The organism is Kineococcus sp. R86509 (assembly GCF_042466365.1).
Lineage (GTDB): Bacteria > Actinomycetota > Actinomycetes > Actinomycetales > Kineococcaceae > Kineococcus.
In genome coordinates this window covers 4,627,006-4,646,909 of sequence record NZ_JAXHCE010000001.1, presented here as the reverse complement: position 1 = coordinate 4,646,909, position 19,904 = coordinate 4,627,006, and the positions used below count along the sequence as shown (strand labels likewise).

Here is a 19,904-nt window from a genome sequence, read left to right as displayed (position 1 = left end):
CCACACACCAGGAGGCAACACCCATGAGGAACTTCCGCACCGCAGCCCTCGCCGGCCTGGCGACCACCCTGCTCGCGCTCACCGCATGCGGAGGCGGAGGCGAACTCTCCGAGGAGGGGGCCGCCGACCAGCCCACGGCCGAGGCCCGCGCCAGCTTCGAGGCCGGCACCACGATGGCCACGATCTCCGAGGCGAAGAAGATCAAGATCGGGACGAAGTTCGACCAGCCCGGTTTCGGTGAGGCCAACCTGCAGAACGTCCCCGAGGGTTTCGACGTCGACGTGGCCGAGTACATCGCCGCGAAGCTCGGTGTCGCGCCGGACGCCATCACCTGGGTCCCCTCCCCCAGCGCCCAGCGCGAGGACCTGATCGCCAACGGCGAGGTCGACCTCGTCGTCGCGACCTACACGATCAACGACAAGCGCAAGGAACGCATCACCTTCGCGGGGCCGTACTACGTCGCAGGCCAGCAGATCATGGTGGCCAAGGACAACTCCACCATCACCGGTCCGGAGTCGCTCAAGGCCAACCCCGACCAGAAGATCTGCTCGGTCACCGGTTCGACGCCGGCCGAGAACATCCGCCAGTACCTGGCCGACCCGAGCCAGCTCGTCGAGTTCGCCGGTTACAGCGACTGCGCCGACCAGCTCAAGAACGGCCAGGTCGCGGCGGTCACGACGGACAACGTCATCCTCACCGGCCTGGTGGCCAAGTCCGACGACGCGTTCAAGCTCGTCGGGGAGCAGTTCACCGAGGAGCCCTACGGCATCGGCATCACCAAGGGCGACACCGCGTTCTGCGAGTTCATCAACGAGACGCTGAGCGAGATGTCCGAGTCCGGTGACTACGAGAAGGCCTGGAACGCGACGGCCGGGAAGTACGAGGGCACCGAGGTGCCGACCCTGCCCACCGCCGACGCCTGCGTCTGATCCTCGACACTCCCGGAGGGCGGTCCCCGTGGACCCCGTGATCGACAACCTCGATCTGTACGCCGCAGGGTTCCTCAGGTCCCTGGGCCTGGCCGCGTGGGCCGCGCTCGGCGCCCTCGTCCTGGGCACCGTGCTGGCCGTGTTCCGGGTGAGCCCGGTCCCCGTCCTGCGCGGCGTCGGCGCCACCTACGTGACGCTGCTGCGGAACACCCCGCTGGTCATCGTGCTGTTCTTCTTCGTGTTCGGTGTCCCCGCGCTGGGCATCAACGCCTCGAACTACACGCTCGCGGTGTGCGGTCTCATCGTCTACACCGCGTCGTTCGTCTGCGAGGCCGTCCGGTCGGGGATCTCCACCGTCCCGACCGGGCAGGCCGAGGCAGCCCGGGCCATCGGGCTCCCGTTCGGCCTGAGCCTGACCCAGATCATCCTCCCGCAGGCGATGCGGGCGGTGGTCCCCCCGGTCGGCAACGTCATCATCGCGATGATCAAGAACTCCGCCGTCGCCGGCGCGATGGGCGTCGGCGGCGACCTGTTCAGCGTCTACGCCCGCCTCGCGAGCGCCCAGGGCCTGCCTCGGCTGCCCGTCATCACGGGGATGGCCATCGGCTACCTCGTCCTGACCCTGGCCGCCGCGCTGCTGCTGGCGATCGCCGAGCGACGCATGGCGGTGGCCCGGTGAGCGCCCCGACCGCGGTCCTCTTCGACACTCCCGGGCCGGTCGCGCGCCGCCGGACCCGGATCGGCAGCATCGTGGCGGGGGTCCTGCTGCTCGCGACGATCGCGCTGGTCCTGGTCCGGATGCAGCAGCAGGGCCAGCTCACCCCGGAGAAGTGGGGTCCGCTGGTCGACCCCACGAACACGGACTTCGCCCCGGTCTGGCGACTGCTGCTCCCCGCCTGGGGCGTGACCCTCCGGGTCGCGGCCGTGGCCGTCGTCGCCTCGGTCGTCCTGGGCCTCGTGATCGGGGCGCTGCGGTTGCTGCTGCCCCGGGGACCCCGCATCCCGCTGATCGCCGTGATCGAACTGCTGCGCGGGTTGCCCGTCGTGGTGACGATCCTCTACGTCGACATCCTGCTGCGGACCCTGAACGCCCACCCCGGCTCGTTCTGGGTCCTGGTCGTCGGGCTCACGCTGTACAACTGCGTGATCATCTCCGAGATCGTCCGGGCCGGGATCCAGTCCCTCCCCCGGGGCCAGGTGGAGGCGGGACTGGCCATCGGCCTGACCCGCGGCCAGGTCATGACGCAGATCCAGCTGCCGCAGGCCGTCCGGGCCATGCTGCCGGCGCTGATCAGCCAGCTCATCGTCGTGCTCAAGGACACCGCCCTCGGCAGCGTGGTCCTCGTCTCCCTGGGCGACGTCGGCGAGATCGCGGGACGACTGCGACAGGTCCTGGACAACTCGATCCAGACCTACTTCGTCGTCGGGCTGATGTTCGTCGTCGTGAACCTCCTGCTGGACCTGCTCGCGCGCAAGGTCCAGCAGCGGATGTCGACCGGACGGCGGGCGACCACGACACTCACGGTGGTACGGACCGGCGAGAACAGCGGTGGTGTCCCCGGCTGATCAGTCACAACGGCGGCGAAGGCCCGTCCCCAGGTGGGGGGACGGGCCTTCGCCGTTCGTGCACTCAGATGTCGTCGCGCACGGTGTAGAGCGTGAGCTTGCGGTCCGCGACGATCGTCCCGAGCCGTGACGCGCCTTCGGGGGTCTGCCGGAACGCGCGGTAGGCGTTGTCGTTCTCGACGGACTCCCAGCGCTCGACGATGGAGACGTGAGTCTCGTCGGCGTTGTCGATGAGGACCTCGCAGCCGAGGTTGCCCTCGAAGGCGCGGGTGGCCTCGAGGGTCTCGGTGAGGATGGCGGGAGCGTCGGCGACGTTCTCGGCCTTGATGGTCAGTTCCAGGATGGCGATGGTGGTCACGCGCCGGAGGTTACGCCTCGCCCTGGATCTCCTCACGCACGACCCGTACCACGACGTCCGAGGGGAAACCCCGCCGCGCCAGCATCGCGAACAGACGGCGTTCCCGCACCGCCCGTTCCAACCCGCGCATCGCACCCACCTTGCGCTGCACCATAGCCTGCGCGGCCTCGATCTGCGACGCGTCGTCCACGACCTCGAGGGCCTCGGCCGCGGTCTCGTCGTCGACGCCCTTCATCCGCAGTTCCTGGGCCAGGGCGCGACGGCCCCGTCCACTGCTGCGGGAGTGCACCCAGCCCTCGGCGAAGGTCTTGTCGTCGACGAGACCGACCTCCTCGAAGCGGTCGAGCACCTCGACGGCGACCTCGGCCGGAACGTCCTTCGCCGCGAGCTTCTCGGCGAGCTGGGCCCGGCTGCGCGGTGCCCCCGTCAGTTGCTGCAGGGCGATGGTGCGGGCGACCTCGTGCGGGTCGGCCTCCCGGTCCGGGTTCTCGTCCGGACCGGGGGGGACCTGTTCTCGGGACCGACGGCTCAGAAGTCGACCTTCTCCTCGACGGCGGCCACGTCCTCGGCAGGCGCGTCCATGCGGGCACCGATGCCGAGCTTCTCCTTGATGCGCTTCTCGATCTCGTCGCCGAGATCGGGGTTGTCGCGCAGGAAGGCGCGGGCGTTCTCCTTGCCCTGGCCGAGCTGGTCGCCCTCGTAGGTGTACCAAGCCCCGGACTTGCGCACGAACCCGTGCTCGACACCGAGGTCGATGAGGCCACCCTCGCGGGAGATCCCGAGGCCGTAGATGATGTCGAACTCGGCCTGCTTGAACGGCGGGCTGACCTTGTTCTTCACGACCTTGACGCGGGTGCGGTTGCCGACGGCGTTCGTCCCGTCCTTCAGCGTCTCGATCCGGCGCACGTCGAGGCGGATGGAGGCGTAGAACTTCAGCGCCTTGCCGCCCGTCGTCGTCTCGGGCGAGCCGAACATGACGCCGATCTTCTCGCGCAACTGGTTGATGAAGATCGCGGTGGTGCCGGAGTGGTTCAGCGCACCGGTGATCTTGCGCAGCGCCTGCGACATCAGGCGGGCCTGCAGGCCGACGTGGCTGTCACCCATCTCGCCCTCGATCTCGGCCTTCGGCACGAGGGCCGCGACGGAGTCGATGACGATGATGTCGAGGGCACCGGAGCGGATCAGCATGTCCGCGATCTCCAGCGCCTGCTCACCGGTGTCCGGCTGGGAGACCAGCAGCGCGTCGGTGTCGACGCCCAGCTTGGCCGCGTAGTCCGGGTCGAGGGCGTGCTCGGCGTCGATGAAGGCGGCGATGCCGCCGGCCTTCTGGGCGCTGGCGACGGCGTGCAGGGCGACGGTCGTCTTGCCCGACGATTCGGGGCCGTAGATCTCGACGACGCGCCCACGGGGCAGACCGCCGATGCCGAGCGCCACGTCCAGGGCGATGGAGCCGGTCGGGATGACCTCGATCGGGGGCCGGACGTCGTCGCCCAGCCGCATGACCGAGCCCTTGCCGAAGTTCTTGTCGATCGCGGCGAGGGCGGCATCGAGGGCCTTCTCGCGGTCCGCAGGAGCGGGCATGTCTCCACCTTGTGGTCTGGGTTCCAACTGACTCGGGGAACGTTAGGACAGACCTCCGACACGACCCCCGAACGACGAGGAGGACTGTGGACGGAGGAGCCTGACGAGCCCCCTGTGGACACGTCGATGCTATCCGTACAGGTGTTCGATCCCAACTCGACGAGACCCCGGCGTGTCGGCGTGCCTCTGCCGAGAGGTCTGGAGGTGCGCGCGTGATCGCTGTGTCGGAGGTGCTCCGCAACCACGCCTCCGCCGCCGGCGCCGGGGACTGGCTGGGCGCCCTCCCAGAGCTGCTCGCCCGACTGGAACGTCAGTGGGGCGTCACCGTCGGCCGCCCGTTCACCGGGGCCACCGAGGCCTACGTCGCGGAAGCGACCACCGCCGACGGGCGACCGGTCGTGGTCAAGGTCCTCCTCCCCCTGAGGGAGGGCGAGGGCCGCCACGAGATCGGCGCGCTCCGACTGGCCGGGGGCCGGGGGATGGTCGCTCTGCTGCGCGACGACCCCGACGCGGGAGCGCTGCTGCTGGAGCGGCTGGGCCCACCACTGCACGCGCTGGGGCTGCCCACCGCGACCCGCCACGACGTCCTCTGCGACACCGTGGCCCGGGTCTGGCGTCCGGCGCCGGGGTCCGGGCTCCCGACCGGCGCGGAACGCGCACAACAGCTCGCCGCTCGGGTCACCACGGCGTGGGAAGCCCTCGGGCGGCCCTGCTCGGAGCAGGCGCTCGACCACGCCCTCCGCTGCGCGCGCCGGCGCGAGGCGGCCCACGACGACGAGCGGGCCGTGCTGGTCCACGGCGACGTGCACCAGCTGAACGCGCTCCAGGACGGCGGACGGTTCACCCTCGTCGACCCCGACGGCCTGCTGGCCGAACCGGAGTACGACCTCGGGACGGTGATGCGGGGCGACCCCGTCGACCTGCTGCGCGGGGATCCGCACGAACGGGCCCGGCGCCTCGCGGCCCGGACCGGCCTGGACCCCGCGGCCGTCTGGGAGTGGGGGGTGATCGAGCGGATGGCGAGCGGCCTGCACTGCACCGCGATCGAGCTGCAGCCGCTGGGACGCCAGACCCTGCTGGCCGCCGAGGCCGCCGCCCAGCACGACCGGACGACAGGCGGTCTCTGAATCGGGTCCGCCGGGTCCCACGCCGGTCCAGCTCGGCGAGACGGGATCACTAGGCTGCCGCTCGTGACGCAGACGTCTCCCACGATCCTCGACCCGCGCGGCGCCGACCTCGTCCCCGCGGGCGCCACCCTCGAACGCCTCGGCACGGGCAGCACGTGGGCCGAGGGCCCCGTCTGGCTGCCGGGCGAGAACGCCCTGATCTTCAGCGACATCCCCGGTGACCGGATCATGCGCTGGGACGAGAGCCCCGGCACCGAGACCTCGGGAGGGGGCGGCCTCAGCGTCCACCGCGAGGGCGTCGAGTTCACCAACGGTCGCACCCTCGACCGCGAGGGCCGCGTCATCGCCTGCTCGCACGGTCGCCGGGCGATGGAACGCACCGAGGCCGACGGCACCACCACGGTGCTCGTCGACCGCTTCGGGGACAAGCGGTTCAACTCCCCCAACGACGTCGTCGTCGCCTCCGACGGGGCGATCTGGTTCACCGACCCGCCCTACGGGATCACCGTGGCCGTCGAGGGCCACGAGGGGTTCCGGGAGTACGGCGACAACTTCGTCTTCCGCTTCGACCCGGCGACCGGGGACCTGCGGGTCGTCGTCACCGACGTCGAGGAACCCAACGGGCTCGCCTTCTCCCCCGACGAGTCACTGCTCTACGTCGCCGACACCTCCGCGGCCCCCACCCCCGGCAACGGCGACCACCGCCTCATCCGGGTCTACGACGTGCTCACCGGGATCACGGGTGGCCGCGGCCCGCAGGCCGTCCCCGGCGGCCCCGTGGTGAAGAACGGCCGCGTGTTCGTCGAGGTCGACCGCGGTCTGGCCGACGGGTTCCGGGTCGACACCGCGGGGAACGTCTGGACCTCCAACGGGGACGCCGTCACGGTCTTCGCCCCCGACGGCACCCGGCTGCTCGAGGTCGTCGTCGGCGAGGTCGTGGCCAACGTCTGCTTCGGCGGGGCCGACGGCACGGACCTCTTCATCGCCGCATCGACGAGCGCCTACCGGCTGCGGACCAGCGTCGTCGGCGCCGGCCTGTGGTGGCTGTGACGTACACGGCGCCCCCGGCCCCCGAACGCGTCGAGCCGCCGGAGATCGGCGACGAACGCGCCACGCTCGAGGGGTTCCTGGAGTACCACCGGACGACGTTCGCCCGGAAGCTCGAGGGCCTGACCGCGGAGCAGCTGCGCCGTTGCGCCGTCGAACCGTCGTCGTTGTCGCTGCTCGGCCTCGCCCGCCACCTCGCCGAGGTCGAACGCAGCTGGTGGCGCAGCCGGGTGGCCGGTGAGGACCTGTCGCCGATGACCTACTCCGACGACAACCCCGACGGCGACTTCGACGACGTCGACAGCGCTGATCCGGAGGCCGACCTCGCCTGGCTCGTCGAGGAGCAGGACCACGCCCGGCGGATCCTCGCCGAGCGCTCCCTCGAAGACGTCTGGGAGCACCCGGGCCGTGCCGACAAGACGGTGCGTTGGGTGCTGACCCACGTGCTCGAGGAGTACGCCCGTCACAACGGCCACGCCGACCTCCTGCGCGAGCGGATCGACGGCGCCGTCGGGGAGTGAGTCAGGTGCGGCGCCTGGGCCGGCGGTCCCGGCCGAGGCGTCGCTCCTGCGGCACGTCCATCGCGTCGCAGAGCGCCATCCAGATCTCCTTGGGCTCGACGCCCGCGTCCAGCGCCTCGCTCGAGGTCCGGTCGTCGAGCACCAGCAGGTGGTGGTCAGCCGCCAGCGAACGGCCGTAGGCGGCCCCGAACTCGTCCTCCACCAGGATCCAGAACTCGCTGACTCGCATGGGCGACAGGGTGCCATGAGGGGCACGTGTCGGAGGCGGGTGGTCGAATGACGGGATGAGCCCGGAGCAGCACCACGACCTCACCCCCGACGAGGTGCTGGGCCGTTTCTCCGAGGCGACCCGGGCCTGGTTCACCGGTGCGTTCGCCGCGCCGACACCGGCCCAGGTCGGGGCCTGGGACGCCGTGAGCCGCGGGCAGCACGCCCTCGTCGTCGCCCCCACCGGTTCGGGCAAGACGCTGTCCGCCTTCCTCTGGGCCCTCGACGGCCTCGCCGCCGAGGCCGTCCCGGAGGACAAGGACCACCGCTGCCGCGTCCTCTACATCTCGCCGTTGAAGGCGCTGGCCGTCGACGTCGAACGCAACCTGCGCTCCCCGCTGACCGGCATCCGGCAGGCCGCCCAACGCCTCGGCCTGCCCGTGCCCGACGTGCGGGTCGGGGTCCGGTCCGGGGACACGCCGGCCGAGGAACGCCGCGGGTTCACCCGCACGCCCCCGGACGTCCTCATCACGACCCCGGAGTCGCTGTTCCTGCTGCTCACCTCGAAGGCGCGCGAACAGCTGCGCGGGGTCCGCACCGTCGTGCTCGACGAGGTGCACGCCATGGCCGGCTCCAAACGCGGTGCCCACCTGGCGATCTCGCTGGAACGTCTCGACGCCCTCGTCACCGCGGCCGGTGGGAAACCCACCCAGCGGGTCGGGTTGTCCGCGACGGTCCGCCCGGTCCAGGCGGTGGCCGAGTGGGTCTCCGGCGGCCGGCCGGTGACGATCGTCCAACCCCCCTCGACGAAGGAGTTCCACCTCAAGGTCGTCGTCCCCGTCGAGGACATGAGCCAGCTCGACGCCTCCGGTCGCGGTGCGGAGGACCCGGACGACCTCAGCGGCCAGGCTGCGGGAAACCCCCGCCGGGCGAGCATCTGGCCACACGTCGAGGAACGCATCGTCGACCTCGTCGCGGGGCACCGCTCCACCCTGGTGTTCGCGAACTCGCGCCGGTTGTCCGAACGCCTCACCGCCCGCCTCAACGAGATCTGGGACGAACGCCTCAACCCCGAGGAGGACGAGGGGGCCACCCCGGTGGGCCTCCCCCCGGCCGAACTCATGGGCCAGGCCGGGCAGAGCGCCGGCGCCCCCGCGATCCTCGCCCGCGCCCACCACGGCTCGGTGTCGAAGGAACAGCGTTCCCTCATCGAGGAGGACCTCAAGGCGGGCCGCCTCCCCGCCGTGGTCGCCACCTCCAGCCTCGAGCTCGGCATCGACATGGGCGCCGTCGACCTCGTCGTGCAGGTGGAGTCCCCGCCCAGCGTGGCCAGCGGTCTGCAACGCGTGGGCCGCGCCGGTCACCAGGTCGGCGCGGTCTCGCGCGGAGTCCTGTTCCCCAAGTACCGCGGGGACCTGCTGCAGACCGCCGTGGTCGTCGAACGGATGCGCGACGGGCGGATCGAGGAACTGCACGTCCCCTCCAACCCGCTCGACGTCCTCGCCCAGCAGATCGTCGCGATGGTCGCGATGGACGAGTGGACCGTCCCCGACCTCCTCGCCCTGGCCCAACGGGCCGCACCGTTCGCGACGTTGTCCCGCGCTGTGCTGGACGCCGTCCTGGACATGCTGTCCGGCCGCTACCCCAGCGACGAGTTCGCCGAGCTCCGACCGCGACTCGTGTGGGACCGCGTGACCGAGACCCTCACGGGACGCCCCGGGGCGCAACGGCTCGCGGTCACCAGCGGCGGGACGATCCCCGACCGCGGGTTGTTCGCGGTGTTCCTGGCCACCGGCGAGGGCCCGGGGCGACGGGTCGGGGAACTCGACGAGGAGATGGTCTACGAGTCCCGCGTCGGCGACGTCATCACCCTCGGCTCCTCGGCCTGGCGGGTCGAGGACATCACCCACGACCGCGTCCTGGTCACCCCCGCCCCCGGACAGCCGGGCCGGCTCCCGTTCTGGCACGGCGAGGCCCTGGGTCGCCCCGCGGAACTCGGGCGGGCCCTCGGCGAGTTCGTCCGCGAACTCGGGGCGCTGGACGGCGGGTTCGCCGGCGAACCCGCGAAGGACCGGGTGAAGGCGGCCGGTCTCGACGACTGGGCCACCGGCAACCTCCTCGCCTACCTGGGCGAGCAGCTCGAGGCGACCCGCCACGTCCCCGACGACCAGACGATCGTGGTGGAACGCTTCCGCGACGAGCTCGGGGACTGGCGGATCTGCATCCACTCCCCCTTCGGCGGTCAGGTCCACTCCCCCTGGGCGCTCGCGCTGGGCGCGCGGATGCGCGAGCGGTTCGGCGTCGACGTGCAGGCCATGCCCGCCGACGACGGGATCGTGCTGCGCCTGCCCGACCTCGACCTCCCCGACGGCCAGGCTCCCGACGTCGCCGACCTGGTGGCGCTGGAGGCGAACGAGGTCGCGGAACTCGTGACGGCCGAGATCGGTGGCTCGGCGCTCTTCGCCTCCCGGTTCCGGGAGTGCGCGGCGCGCGCGCTGCTGCTGCCCCGGCGCCAACCGGGCAAGCGCCAGCCGTTGTGGCAGCAGCGGCAGCGCGCCGCGTCGCTGCTGCAGGTCGCTAGCCGCTTCCCGAGCTTCCCGATCGTCCTGGAGACGGTGCGGGAGTGCCTGTCCGACGTCTTCGACGTCACGGGCCTGGAACGCCTGATGACCGACCTCGCGGCCCGCAAGGTCCGCGTCGTCGAGGTCGAGTCGAGCCAACCCTCACCCTTCGCCCGCGGCCTGATGTTCGGCTACGTCGCGCAGTTCCTCTACGAGGGTGACTCGCCGCTGGCGGAACGCCGTGCCGCGGCGCTCGCCCTCGACCCGAGCCTGCTCGCGGAACTGCTGGGCCGGGGCGAGGGCGCCGCGTTGCGCGACCTGCTCGACCCGGAGGCCGTGCAGCGCACCGAGGACGAACTGCAACGCCTCGTCCCCGAACGACGGTGTTCCGACGCCGAGGACGTGGCCGACCTGCTCCGCGTCCTGGGTCCGCTGACGACGGCCGAGGTGGTCGAACGCAGCGGGCGCGCCGAACCCGGTACCGAGGAACCGGTGGTGCTGCCCGACGGTGAGGTGGCCCGCTGGCTGGTCGCCCTCGAGGACGCCCGCCGGCTGATCCGGGTCCGGATCGCCGGCGAGGAGCACTGGGCCGTCATCGAGGACTCCGGCCGGTTGCGCGACGGGCTCGGCACCCCGCTGCCGGTGGGGATCCCCGAGGCCTTCACCGAACCCGTCGCCGACCCGTTGGCGGAGTTGTTCGGGCGGTTCGCCCGCACCCGCGGGCCGTTCACCGTGCTCGACGCGGCCGCGCGCTTCGGCGTGGGCCGGGCCGTGGCGCACGACGCGCTGCGCCGGTTGCAGACCAGCGGCCGCGTCGTCGAGGGCGAACTCCGCCCCGGGGGAACCGGTCTGGAGTTCTGCGACGCCGACGTCCTGCGCATCCTGCGCCGACGCTCGCTGGCCGCGTTGCGGGCCGACGTCGAACCCGTCCCGCCGCGCGACCTCGCCCGGTTCCTCCCGGCCTGGCAGGGCGTCAGCACCGGTCTGCGCTCCCGCCTGCGCGGGGTCGACGGTGTGCTGCGGGCCGTGGAGCAGCTCGCCGGTGCCGTGGTGCCCGCGAGCGCCGTGGAGCCGCTGGTGCTCTCGGCCCGGGTCGAGGGCTACCGGCCGGCGATGCTGGACGAGCTGACCGCGGCGGGTGAGGTGGTGTGGTCCGGTCACGGCAGCCTGCCCGGTGACGACGGCTGGGTGTCGCTGCACCCGGCCGACCTGGCGCCGTTGACGTTGCCGGACCCGGAGGATTCCGAGATCGAGGTCGACACCGAGGTGCACCGCGCGGTGCTGGAGGCGTTGGCGGGCGGTGGCGCGTACTTCTTCCGCGCGCTCTCGGACGCGGTGGGCTCCACCGACGACCCGGGTCTGACGAGCGCGCTGTGGGACCTGGTGTGGGCGGGGCGGTTGACCAACGACACCCTGGCCCCGTTGCGGAACCGGCTCGCGGGGAAGGGGGCCCACAAACCCCGGGCGGCCGCGCCCCGGTCCCGCTACGCCCGCCCTGCGCGGGGGCTGCGCGGGACCCGGGTGGAACTCCCCTCCCGCAGCGGGCCGCCCTCGGCCGCCGGTCGGTGGTCGTTGCTGCCGGAGATCGAGGCCGACGCGACGGTCCGCGCGCACGCCAGCGCCGAGGTGCTGCTGGACCGGCACGGGGTGCTGACCCGCGGCGCCGTCGCGAGCGAGCGGGTCCCGGGGGGCTTCTCCGCGGTGTACCGGGTGCTGGCGGCGTTCGAGGAGGCCGGCCGGGCCCGGCGCGGGTACTTCGTCGAGGGTCTGGGGGCGTCGCAGTTCGCGACGACGGGTGCGGTGGACCGGTTGCGGGACAGCGCCCGTCCCGTCGGGGGGTCGAGTCCGTCCCAGCGTCGCGACGCGCGCAAGGACGTGGGGCCGGGGGCGGTCGTGCTGGCCGCGACGGACCCGGCGAACCCCTACGGGGCGGCGCTGCCGTGGCCGGAACGTCCGGAGGTCACCGCGGGCGCCACGGGGCACCGTCCGGGGCGGAAGGCGGGTGCGCTGGTCGTCGTCGTTGACGGTGACCTCGTCCTCTACGTCGAGCGGGGTGGTCGCTCGGTGCTGTCCTGGACCCAGGAGCTGGAGGCGTTGCAGCCTGCGGCGGACGCGCTGGCGTTGTCGGTGCGCGAGGGGGTCCTCGGACGGCTGACGGTGGAGAAGGCCGACGGCAGCGGGGTGCTGGCCGCGGACTCACCGCTGGGGGCCGCGCTGGAGTCGGCGGGGTTCCACGCGACCCCGCGCGGGTTGCGGATCAGGACGTGACCCGTGCCCGAAGGTGACGTCGTCTGGCGCACGGCCCGGCGCCTGCACCGGGCGCTGGCCGGGCGGGAACTGCTGGAGAGCGACCTGCGGTGGCCGAGCCTGGCGACGGTGGACCTGTCGGGTCGGCGGGTGCTGGAGGTCGTGAGCGCCGGCAAGCACCTCCTGACCCGGGTGGAGGCCGGCGGTGACGACCCACCGGTGACCCTGCACAGCCACCTGCGGATGGAGGGGTCCTGGTACGTCGAGCGGACCGGGGACCCAGGCGGGCGGCGCTCGGCGTCGGGGATCCGGGCGGTGCTGACCACGGCGGAGTGGACGGCGGTCGGGCACAAGCTGGGGATGCTCGACCTGGTCCCGAGCGACCAGGAGGACGACCTCGTCGGTCACCTCGGTCCGGACCTGCTGGGGCCCGGCTGGGACCCCGCCGAGGCGGAGCGCCGCCTGCTGGAGCGCCCCGACCGGGAACTCGGCGCGGCGCTGCTCGACCAGCGCGTCCTCGCGGGGGTCGGGACGTTCTACCTGGCCGAGGCCTGCTTCCTGGCCCGGGTGACCCCGTGGTCGCCGGTGTCCGCGCTGGAGGACCCCGCGCAGTTCGTCGCGCTCGTGCACCGGCTGCTGGACCTCAACAAGGACCGCGCGGACCAGGTGACGACGGGTGACCTGCGCCGGGGCCGGCAGAACTTCGCGCACGCCCGTTCCGGGTTGCCGTGCCTGCGGTGTGCGGGAACCGTCCGGGTAGCCCCCATCGGCACCCCACCGCAGGACCGGACGGCCTTCTACTGCCCGGGCTGCCAGCGCGGGCCGGCCCCGACGGACGACGGCCGGCCGCAGCGCCCGTTGGGGAGCTCCGGCCGGCCGGGGTCGGCGCGCACGTACCGCACGCGACGCTAGGTCAGGCGGCGCTGACCAGACGTCGGCGCAGGATGAGTTCGAGCTCGTCGGGGAGGCCTTCGAGCTCGACGGCGAACTCGCTGCCGGACTCCTCCGTCAGTCCGTCGAGGGCGGAGTCGAGGGCGTGGTCGACGAGGGTGTCCAGCTCGCTGTCCTCGACCGGCGCGTCGGGGACGGCCTCGACGACGGGGACGGTCGGCTCGACCACGGGGGTGGGGACGATGCCTTCGGCGGCGTAGCGGCGGGCGACCGTGGAGACGCCCTCCTCGCGGGCGATGCGACGGGTGACCTCGCCGAGCAGCTGCGAGAGCGGCACGTCGAGAGCGGTGCAGATGGAGGCCAGGAGCTCGCTGGAGGCTTCCTTCTGACCGCGTTCGACCTCGCTCAGGTAGCCCAGGGACACCCGGGCGGTGGAGGACACCTCACGCAAGGTCCGCTGCTGACCGCGCCGTTCGTCACGCAGAACATCACCGATCGTCCGGCGGAGCACGACCATGCGGCGGCCTCCCTCAGGGAGTCGAACTGGCGCGAGGTGGCTGCCAGTAGTGGAGTCACTACCGTACCCCGCCCGGGGCTTGAGGGTCGTGGTGGGAGCAGAGTTGCGCACGTCAGACTCAACTCCCGACGGGACGCGTGTGTTCCGCGAGGGCCGAGAGGATCTCGTCCAGCGCCGCGGCCACCACTCCGGCCCGCACCGCCGGCCGGTCCCCGGGGACCAGCAGCCGCACGTGCCGGGCACCACCCTCGATCCAGTCCCCGGCGATCCCCACGAAGGCCGTCCCGGCCGGGAACCCGTCCGCCGGGCCCGGACCGGCGACCCCGGTCGTGGCGATCCCGACGGCGGCCCGCAGGCGCGAGCGCGCCCCCCGGGCCATCTCCTCGGCCACGAAGCCGTCGACGGGCCCGGTGCGCGCGAGGGCGACCGCATCCACCCCGAGGACCTCGGCCTTCAGCTCGGTCGCGTAAGCCACGACCCCGCCGCGCACGACCGCGGAGGCCCCGGGGACGTCCACGAGCGTCGCGCAGAGCAACCCACCGGTGAGCGACTCGGCGGTGGCGATCGTCGTACCGGCCGCGATCAGCGCGGCCACCACCTCGGGCGCGGAGGTCACCGGCGCAGCAGCTTCGCCCCGGCCACGAAGTAGGCCCAGGCGCTCCAGAGGGTCAGCACGACCGCGACCCCCATGACCGCGAGGCACAACGGGTCCCACGCGGCGGGCAGGGGCAGCACGAAGAGGCCCACGGCGATGATCTGGACCACCGTCTTGATCTTGCCGCCCCGGGCGGCGGGAATGACCCCGCGCCGGATGACGATGAAGCGCAGCAGGGTGACCAGCAGTTCGCGGGCCAGGATGACCACGGTCATCCACCACCACAGCCGCCCCTGCAGCGACAGGACGACCAGCCCGGCGCCGATGAGCGCCTTGTCGGCGATGGGGTCGGCGATCTTGCCGAAGTCGCTCACCACTTCCCACCGACGGGCCAGGTGCCCGTCGTAGCGGTCGGTGATGCTGGCGGCGACGAAGACGGCCAGCGCCGCGGCGCGCCAGCGCCAGTCGGTGCCCCCGTCCATCGCCAGGAACCAGACGAAGACGGGGACGAAGACGATGCGCAGGACGGTCAAGGCGTTCGGCAGGTGCATCTTGTGCCACCCGTGGGAAGAACCGACCTGCCCCTCGACGCTCGTCTTGCTCATGGTCAGACCGTAGTCCTCACCAGCGGTTCCGCCAGCAGGTCCGCCCCGGCGACGCCGGTCACCCGGGCGGTCACCAGGTCCCCCACGTGGACGACGAACCCCGGCGGCAGCTCCAGCTCCGTCTCGCCGTCGACGTCGGGTCCCTGGTGGGCCGCGCGACCGACGACGTGCGGGTCGCCGTCCTCGTCCACGACGCTCTCGACGAGGACCTCGACGACCTCACCGAGGCGTTCCTCGGCGCGCTGGGCGATGAGTTCCTCGACGAGGCGGCTGACCCGCTCGTAGCGGGCGGCGACGACCTCGTCGGGCAGGTGCCCGTCGAGGGTCTCGGCCTCGGTGCCGTCCTCGTCGGAGTAGGCGAAGACCCCCACGACGTCGAGGCGGGCCCGCTCCAGGAACGAGCACAGCTCGTCGACGTCCGCCTCGGTCTCACCGGGGAAGCCGACGATGACGTTGGAGCGGATCCCGGCGAGCGGGTTGCGTTCGCGGACCTGCTCGAGCAGCGCGAGGAAGGGTTCGGTCCCGCCGAAGCGGCGCATGCGGCGCAGCACGGCCGGCGAGGAGTGCTGGAAGGAGAGGTCGAAGTACGGCACGACCCCGGGGACCTTCGTCAGCGCGTCGAGCAGGCCGGGACGCACCTCGGCGGGCTGCAGGTAGGACACCCGGACCCGCTGGATCCCCTCGACGGCCGCGACCCGGGGCAGCATCGCCTCCAGCGCCCGCAGGTCGCCGAGGTCCTTGCCGTAGGAGGTGGTGTTCTCGCTGACGAGGAAGACCTCCTTGACGCCCTGCTCGGCCAGCCACTGCGTCTCGGCGATCACCTCGTCGGCGGGACGGGACACGAACGACCCGCGGAAGGCCGGGATGGCGCAGAAGGTGCAGCGACGGTCACAGCCGGCGGCGATCTTCACCGGCGCCCACGGGCCGGAGCCCAGGCGACGACGGATGACCCGGGGGCCGCTGGCCGGGGCCACGCCCTCGGGCAGGTCCGGCTCCACGATCTTCGCCTTCGCCGCCTGCCGCTCGGCCGGGGCCAGGGGCAGCAGCGTGCGGCGGTCGCGCGGCACGTGGGACTCGCGCTTCTCGCCGTTGAGGATCGCCTCGAGGTGGCTCGAGAGGTCGTTGTAGGAGTCGAAGCCGAGGATCGCGTCGGCCTCGGGCAGCGACTCGGCGAGGTCCTTGCCGTAGCGCTCGGCCATGCAGCCCACGGCCACGACGGCCTGGGTGCGCCCGGCCTCCTTGAGGTCCGCGGCGGCCAGCACGGTGTCGATGGAGTCCTTCTTGGCCTGCTCCACGAACCCGCAGGTGTTCACGACGGCGACGTCGGCACCGTCCGGGTCGTCCACGAGCGTCCAGCCGGCGTCGGCGAGGCGACCGGCCAGTTCCTCGGAGTCGACGTCGTTGCGGGCGCAGCCGAGGGTGACGAGCGCGACGGAACGCGACGGAACAGAGGTGGGGGGCACCGCACCAGGGTACGTGCCCCGGAACCTCAGGCGCTGCGCACCCGCTGGGCCTGCGGCACGGGGACCCGGCCCACCTCGCCGACCTCCGGGGGCTGCGGGTGCGGGCTGTCGTCCGCCTCCGCGGGGTGGGGGTGCTCCAGGGCGACGGCGTCCTCGAGCAGGGCCCGCATCGGCCGGGTCGGACGGAACCACCCGCCGTCGGGCGGCAACGCCGTGAGCCGGGTGCGGCCGAGGGAGACCTGGAACGCGCCGGGCACGTCCTCGAGGTCGACGAACTCGATGAGCGGGGACTCCTGGGCGTACCCGGCGACCTCCGCGAAGGACAGCACCACGCAACGGACCCCGGCGCGGTGCAACTCCTCCAGCGGCTGCAGGAAGTTGCGCCCGTCCCCGCTGGCGACGACGACCCGCCGCAGCCGGTGCGTCGCCTGGCGGGAGGCGATGTGCTGGAGCATCGCGTCGTCGACGTCGTCCTCGGGGTGGACCTTGGGACGGGCGAAGACGGAGTACCCGAAGCTGCGCAGGGCCTCGATCCACCCGCGCAGCGAGACCGCGCTCGTGGGGTGCACGTTGGTGAAGACGGACCCCTCGACCTCGTGGTCGGCCGCCTCGGAGAGGAACCACCGGGCGATCGCGTCGAAGCGCGGTCGGTCCGAGGACGCCGGGCGTGACCCCAGGATCGAGGACAGCGTCATGTCGATGTTGGGCGCGTCCCAGATCAGCAGGTCGAGGTCGCGACGCTCCGTCGGAGTCGGCTGGTCCCGCCGGACCGGCTCGTGGGGGCGCGGCGAGTCCATGTGCACAAAGTTACACGGAGAGTCACCATTGTGCGACGTTGTGCTTGCTCTCCGTGACGTGTCGTGCGCCGCAAGGATTCAGCGCCGGTCGAGCAGTTCCCAGGCGTCCTCGCCGCCCTCGTCCCCGTCCACGACCTCGAGCTCCGCCCCGACCTTCGGCTCCGGCGCCGTCGGCGGTTCGTCGCCGCGCATGAGGGCCAACGTCCCCGCCAGGTCGTCCGGACGCACCAGGACGTCGCGCGCCTTCGACCCCTCGCTCGGGCCGACCACCCCCCGGGACTCGAGGAGGTCCATGAGGCGACCCGCCTTCGCGAAGCCGACGCGCAGCTTGCGCTGCAGCATCGACGTCGACCCGAACTGCGTCGTGACGACGAGTTCCGTCGCCTGCAGCAGCACGTCGAGGTCGTCGCCGATCTCCTCGTCCACCTGCTTCTTCTGCGCCGTGACCACGACGTCGTCGCGGTAGGTCGGCTGCAGCTGCGACTTCACGTGCGAGACGATCGCCTCGATCTCGCTCTCGGTGACCCACGCCCCCTGCACGCGCATGGGCTTCGACGCGCCCATCGGCAGGAACAACGCGTCGCCCTGCCCGACGAGCTTCTCGGCCCCCGGCTGGTCCAGCACGACCCGGGAGTCCGCGAGCGAACTCGTCGCGAACGCCAGCCGCGACGGCACGTTGGCCTTGATGAGCCCCGTCACGACGTCGACGGAGGGACGCTGGGTCGCGAGCACCAGGTGGATGCCGGCGGCCCGGGCGAGCTGGGTGATGCGCTGGATCGAGGCCTCGACGTCGCGCGGGGCGACCATCATCAGGTCGGCGAGCTCGTCGACGACCACCAGCAGGTACGGGTAGGGCTGGATGACCCGCTTCGAGCCCTCCGGCGGGTGGACCTTGCCCGCCTTCACGGCCTTGTTGAAGTCGTCGAGGTGCTTGAACCCGTACTGGGCGAGGTCGTCGTAGCGCAGGTCCATCTCGCGCACGACCCACTCCAGCGCCTCGGCGGCCTTCTTCGGGTTCGTGATGATCGGGGTGATGAGGTGCGGGATGCCCTCGTAGATCGTGAGCTCGACGCGCTTGGGGTCGACGAGCACCATGCGGACCTCGTCGGGGGTCGCGCGCATGAGGATCGAGGTGATCATCGAGTTGACGAAGCTCGACTTGCCGGCGCCGGTCGCCCCGGCGACCAGGAGGTGCGGCATCTTCGCGAGGTTCGCGATGACGAAACCGCCCTCGACGTCCTTGCCGACCCCCATGACCATCGGGTGCTCGGTGCGGGTCGCGACGTTGCTGCGCAGCACGTCACCCAGCGAGACCGTCTCGCGGTCGGAGTTCGGGATCTCGATGCCGATCGCGGACTTCCCCGGGATGGGCGACAGGATGCGGACGTCGGCGCTCGCGACGGCGTAGGCGATGTTCTTGCTGAGCGCCGTGACGCGTTCGACCTTCGTCCCGCGGCCCAGTTCGACCTCGTAGCGGGTGACCGTCGGGCCGCGGGAGAACCCGGTGACGGCGGCGTCGATGTCGAACTGGTTGAGGACCTCGCTCAGCGCCTCGACCACGCGGTCGTTGGCGGCGCTGCGTTCCTTGGGGACCGTGCCCGGGACCAGCGCGGCCGGCTCGGGGAGCGTGTAGGTGACGTCGCCGGCGAGCGCGAGCTGCTCGATCCGCGGCGGCATCGGCGTGTGCGGCGGGGCGGGCAGGTCCTTCGGCGTGCTCGCCGGGACGGAGGCCCCGTCGACGATCGGCGTGTCCCGGGCCTCCAGCGACTCGCGCACGGACGGCGGGTCGGAGGGGACGACGCGCCGCTGCCCCGGTCGGGGTCGGGAGGCGGCCTCCTCCTCGGCGGCCGCCAGCTCCGCCTCGGTGATCGCAGCACGGTCGAAGGCCTCGTCGCCGACGCGCGCCTCGTCCTTCTTCGGACGCCGGCGCTTCGGCTTGTCCTCGGCGGTGTCCCCGGTGGTGTCCCCGGACTCCGGGCCCTCGAGGGCCCGGGCCGCCCGCTGGCGGGCCAGCGCCGTGGCGGGCAGGTCCCGACGGGCGGCCGCCCGCTCCGCGTCGCGCGCGGCGCGCTCGGGGTGGTGGGTGAGACGTTCGTAGGCCTCGTGCACGCGGGTCGGGATGGCGTGCACCGGCGTCGCGGTGAGGACGAGGACCCCGAAGAACCCGAGCAGGACCAGGATGGGAACCATCACGTACGGCGTCAGCGCGGTCGTCAGGGGCCCTGCGACGAGGAAGCCGAGCATCCCGCCCGCGTCGGTGACGACCCCCGCGCCCTCCGGACCGGTCGGCGAGGGCGCCCCGGTCGCGAGGTGGACCAGACCGGCCGCGGACAGCGTCAGCGCGATCGACCCGATGACGGCCCGCGAGGTGGCCTGGGTCTGGTCGGGGTGGCGCAGCAGGTGCACGGCCAGCCCGACGAGCACGACGGGCAGCGCCAGCGCGACCTCACCGAAGGTGCCGGCGACGACGGTGTGGATGACCCGACCGGCCGTTCCGGGCAGTCCCCACCACTCCCGGGCGGCGACGACGATGGCCAGGGCGAGCAGGAAGAACCCGGCACCGTCCCGGCGCAGCTCGGGGTCGAGGTCACGCGCGCCGTCACCCACGCGACGAGCCGTGCCGCCCACGAGGTGCGCGCACCCCATCCAGACGGCGGAGACGGCCCGGACCGGCCACGACGGACCGGAACGCACCGGGGCGGCAGCGGGTCGCTTGGCGACCGCCCTGGCCGGGGCGCGGTTGGCCGCCGGCCGGCTCGTGCTGCTGCGTGCGGGTGCCTTGGCGCCCGCCTTCGTGCCACCCCGTGTTCCGCCGGTCGCCACCTTGGTGGAACCTCCCCTACCGCTGGTCGTGCGCGCGTTCGTCGGGGAGGCCATGCGATCACGGTACCG

General features: G+C 72.6%; 17 protein-coding genes and 1 pseudogene. 8 read left to right on the top strand and 10 right to left on the bottom strand.

Annotated features, from left to right (window positions below):
- Positions 1-23: 23 nt before the first annotated feature.
- From SJY07_RS22660 to SJY07_RS22650, 3 genes are read left to right on the top strand one after another with little or no spacing between them, the layout of a single operon-like run.
- Positions 24-929 (top strand): glutamate ABC transporter substrate-binding protein, encoded by a 906-nt coding sequence (locus SJY07_RS22660; RefSeq protein WP_380161633.1) that lies wholly within the window; start codon positions 24-26, stop codon positions 927-929.
- A gap of 28 nt (positions 930-957) precedes the next feature.
- The gene (locus tag SJY07_RS22655) at positions 958-1,608 is read left to right on the top strand and encodes an amino acid ABC transporter permease (RefSeq protein ID WP_380161632.1); all 651 of its coding nucleotides are present in this window, start codon (positions 958-960) and stop codon (positions 1,606-1,608) included.
- Entirely contained in the window at positions 1,605-2,495 is an 891-nt protein-coding gene (locus SJY07_RS22650; protein ID WP_380161631.1) for an amino acid ABC transporter permease, read from the top strand. Before SJY07_RS22655 ends, SJY07_RS22650 begins: the two co-directional genes overlap by 4 nt.
- A gap of 64 nt (positions 2,496-2,559) precedes the next feature.
- Here the strand turns inward: SJY07_RS22650 and SJY07_RS22645 are convergent, their stop codons facing one another.
- The 3 genes from SJY07_RS22645 to recA all read right to left on the bottom strand — a co-directional run bounded on the left by SJY07_RS22645 (position 2,560) and on the right by recA (position 4,434).
- Positions 2,560-2,853 carry a putative quinol monooxygenase gene (locus SJY07_RS22645; RefSeq protein WP_380161630.1) on the bottom strand — a complete coding sequence of 98 codons (294 nt, stop codon included), beginning with the start codon at positions 2,851-2,853 and terminating at the stop codon, positions 2,560-2,562.
- 10 nt (positions 2,854-2,863) lie between these two features.
- Positions 2,864-3,298, bottom strand: coding sequence for a regulatory protein RecX (locus SJY07_RS22640; protein WP_380162480.1), 435 nt, complete (start codon positions 3,296-3,298; stop codon positions 2,864-2,866).
- An 83-nt stretch (positions 3,299-3,381) separates the two neighbouring features.
- Complete coding sequence (gene recA, locus SJY07_RS22635; protein WP_380161629.1) at positions 3,382-4,434, bottom strand: recombinase RecA; 1,053 nt, start codon at positions 4,432-4,434, stop codon at positions 3,382-3,384.
- A 212-nt stretch (positions 4,435-4,646) separates the two neighbouring features.
- Here recA and SJY07_RS22630 point away from each other — a divergent pair, with 212 nt between their 5' ends.
- The 3 genes from SJY07_RS22630 to SJY07_RS22620 all read left to right on the top strand — a co-directional run bounded on the left by SJY07_RS22630 (position 4,647) and on the right by SJY07_RS22620 (position 7,129).
- Positions 4,647-5,561 (top strand): aminoglycoside phosphotransferase family protein, encoded by a 915-nt coding sequence (locus SJY07_RS22630; protein ID WP_380161628.1) that lies wholly within the window; start codon positions 4,647-4,649, stop codon positions 5,559-5,561.
- 63 nt (positions 5,562-5,624) lie between these two features.
- Positions 5,625-6,611: an SMP-30/gluconolactonase/LRE family protein gene (locus SJY07_RS22625; RefSeq protein ID WP_380161627.1), complete on the top strand. Its 987-nt coding sequence runs from the start codon at positions 5,625-5,627 to the stop codon at positions 6,609-6,611.
- Positions 6,608-7,129: a DinB family protein gene (locus tag SJY07_RS22620; protein ID WP_380161626.1), complete on the top strand. Its 522-nt coding sequence runs from the start codon at positions 6,608-6,610 to the stop codon at positions 7,127-7,129. Before SJY07_RS22625 ends, SJY07_RS22620 begins: the two co-directional genes overlap by 4 nt.
- 1 nt (position 7,130) lies before the next feature.
- On the opposite strand, the gene SJY07_RS22615 is transcribed toward SJY07_RS22620, so the two are convergent.
- Positions 7,131-7,358: a DUF3046 domain-containing protein gene (locus tag SJY07_RS22615; protein ID WP_328291985.1), complete on the bottom strand. Its 228-nt coding sequence runs from the start codon at positions 7,356-7,358 to the stop codon at positions 7,131-7,133.
- 55 nt (positions 7,359-7,413) lie between these two features.
- Here SJY07_RS22615 and SJY07_RS22610 point away from each other — a divergent pair, with 55 nt between their 5' ends.
- Positions 7,414-12,165, top strand: coding sequence for an ATP-dependent helicase (locus tag SJY07_RS22610; RefSeq protein ID WP_380161625.1), 4,752 nt, complete (start codon positions 7,414-7,416; stop codon positions 12,163-12,165).
- Positions 12,166-12,168: 3 nt separating this feature from the next.
- Positions 12,169-13,056 (top strand): DNA-formamidopyrimidine glycosylase family protein, encoded by an 888-nt coding sequence (locus SJY07_RS22605; protein WP_328291987.1) that lies wholly within the window; start codon positions 12,169-12,171, stop codon positions 13,054-13,056.
- A gap of 253 nt (positions 13,057-13,309) precedes the next feature.
- Here the strand turns inward: SJY07_RS22605 and SJY07_RS22600 are convergent.
- The 6 genes and pseudogenes from SJY07_RS22600 to SJY07_RS22575 all read right to left on the bottom strand — a co-directional run.
- Positions 13,310-13,663: pseudogene (locus SJY07_RS22600) on the bottom strand (helix-turn-helix domain-containing protein); the annotation flags it as partial.
- 7 nt (positions 13,664-13,670) lie between these two features.
- On the bottom strand, positions 13,671-14,168 hold the full coding sequence (locus SJY07_RS22595) for a CinA family protein (RefSeq protein ID WP_380161624.1): 498 nt from the start codon (positions 14,166-14,168) through the stop codon (positions 13,671-13,673).
- A complete protein-coding gene (gene pgsA / locus SJY07_RS22590; RefSeq protein ID WP_380161623.1) occupies positions 14,165-14,752 on the bottom strand; it encodes a CDP-diacylglycerol--glycerol-3-phosphate 3-phosphatidyltransferase in 588 nt (195 codons plus the stop codon). The genes SJY07_RS22595 and pgsA overlap by 4 nt, the downstream gene beginning before the upstream one ends.
- A 2-nt stretch (positions 14,753-14,754) precedes the next feature.
- Positions 14,755-16,215 carry a 30S ribosomal protein S12 methylthiotransferase RimO gene (gene rimO, locus SJY07_RS22585; RefSeq protein WP_328291990.1) on the bottom strand — a complete coding sequence of 487 codons (1,461 nt, stop codon included), beginning with the start codon at positions 16,213-16,215 and terminating at the stop codon, positions 14,755-14,757.
- Positions 16,216-16,241: 26 nt separating this feature from the next.
- On the bottom strand, positions 16,242-17,012 hold the full coding sequence (locus SJY07_RS22580; protein WP_328291991.1) for an NYN domain-containing protein: 771 nt from the start codon (positions 17,010-17,012) through the stop codon (positions 16,242-16,244).
- A gap of 78 nt (positions 17,013-17,090) precedes the next feature.
- Entirely contained in the window at positions 17,091-19,889 is a 2,799-nt protein-coding gene (locus tag SJY07_RS22575) for a DNA translocase FtsK 4TM domain-containing protein (RefSeq protein WP_380161622.1), read from the bottom strand.
- Between the last annotated feature and the right edge of the window lie 15 nt (positions 19,890-19,904).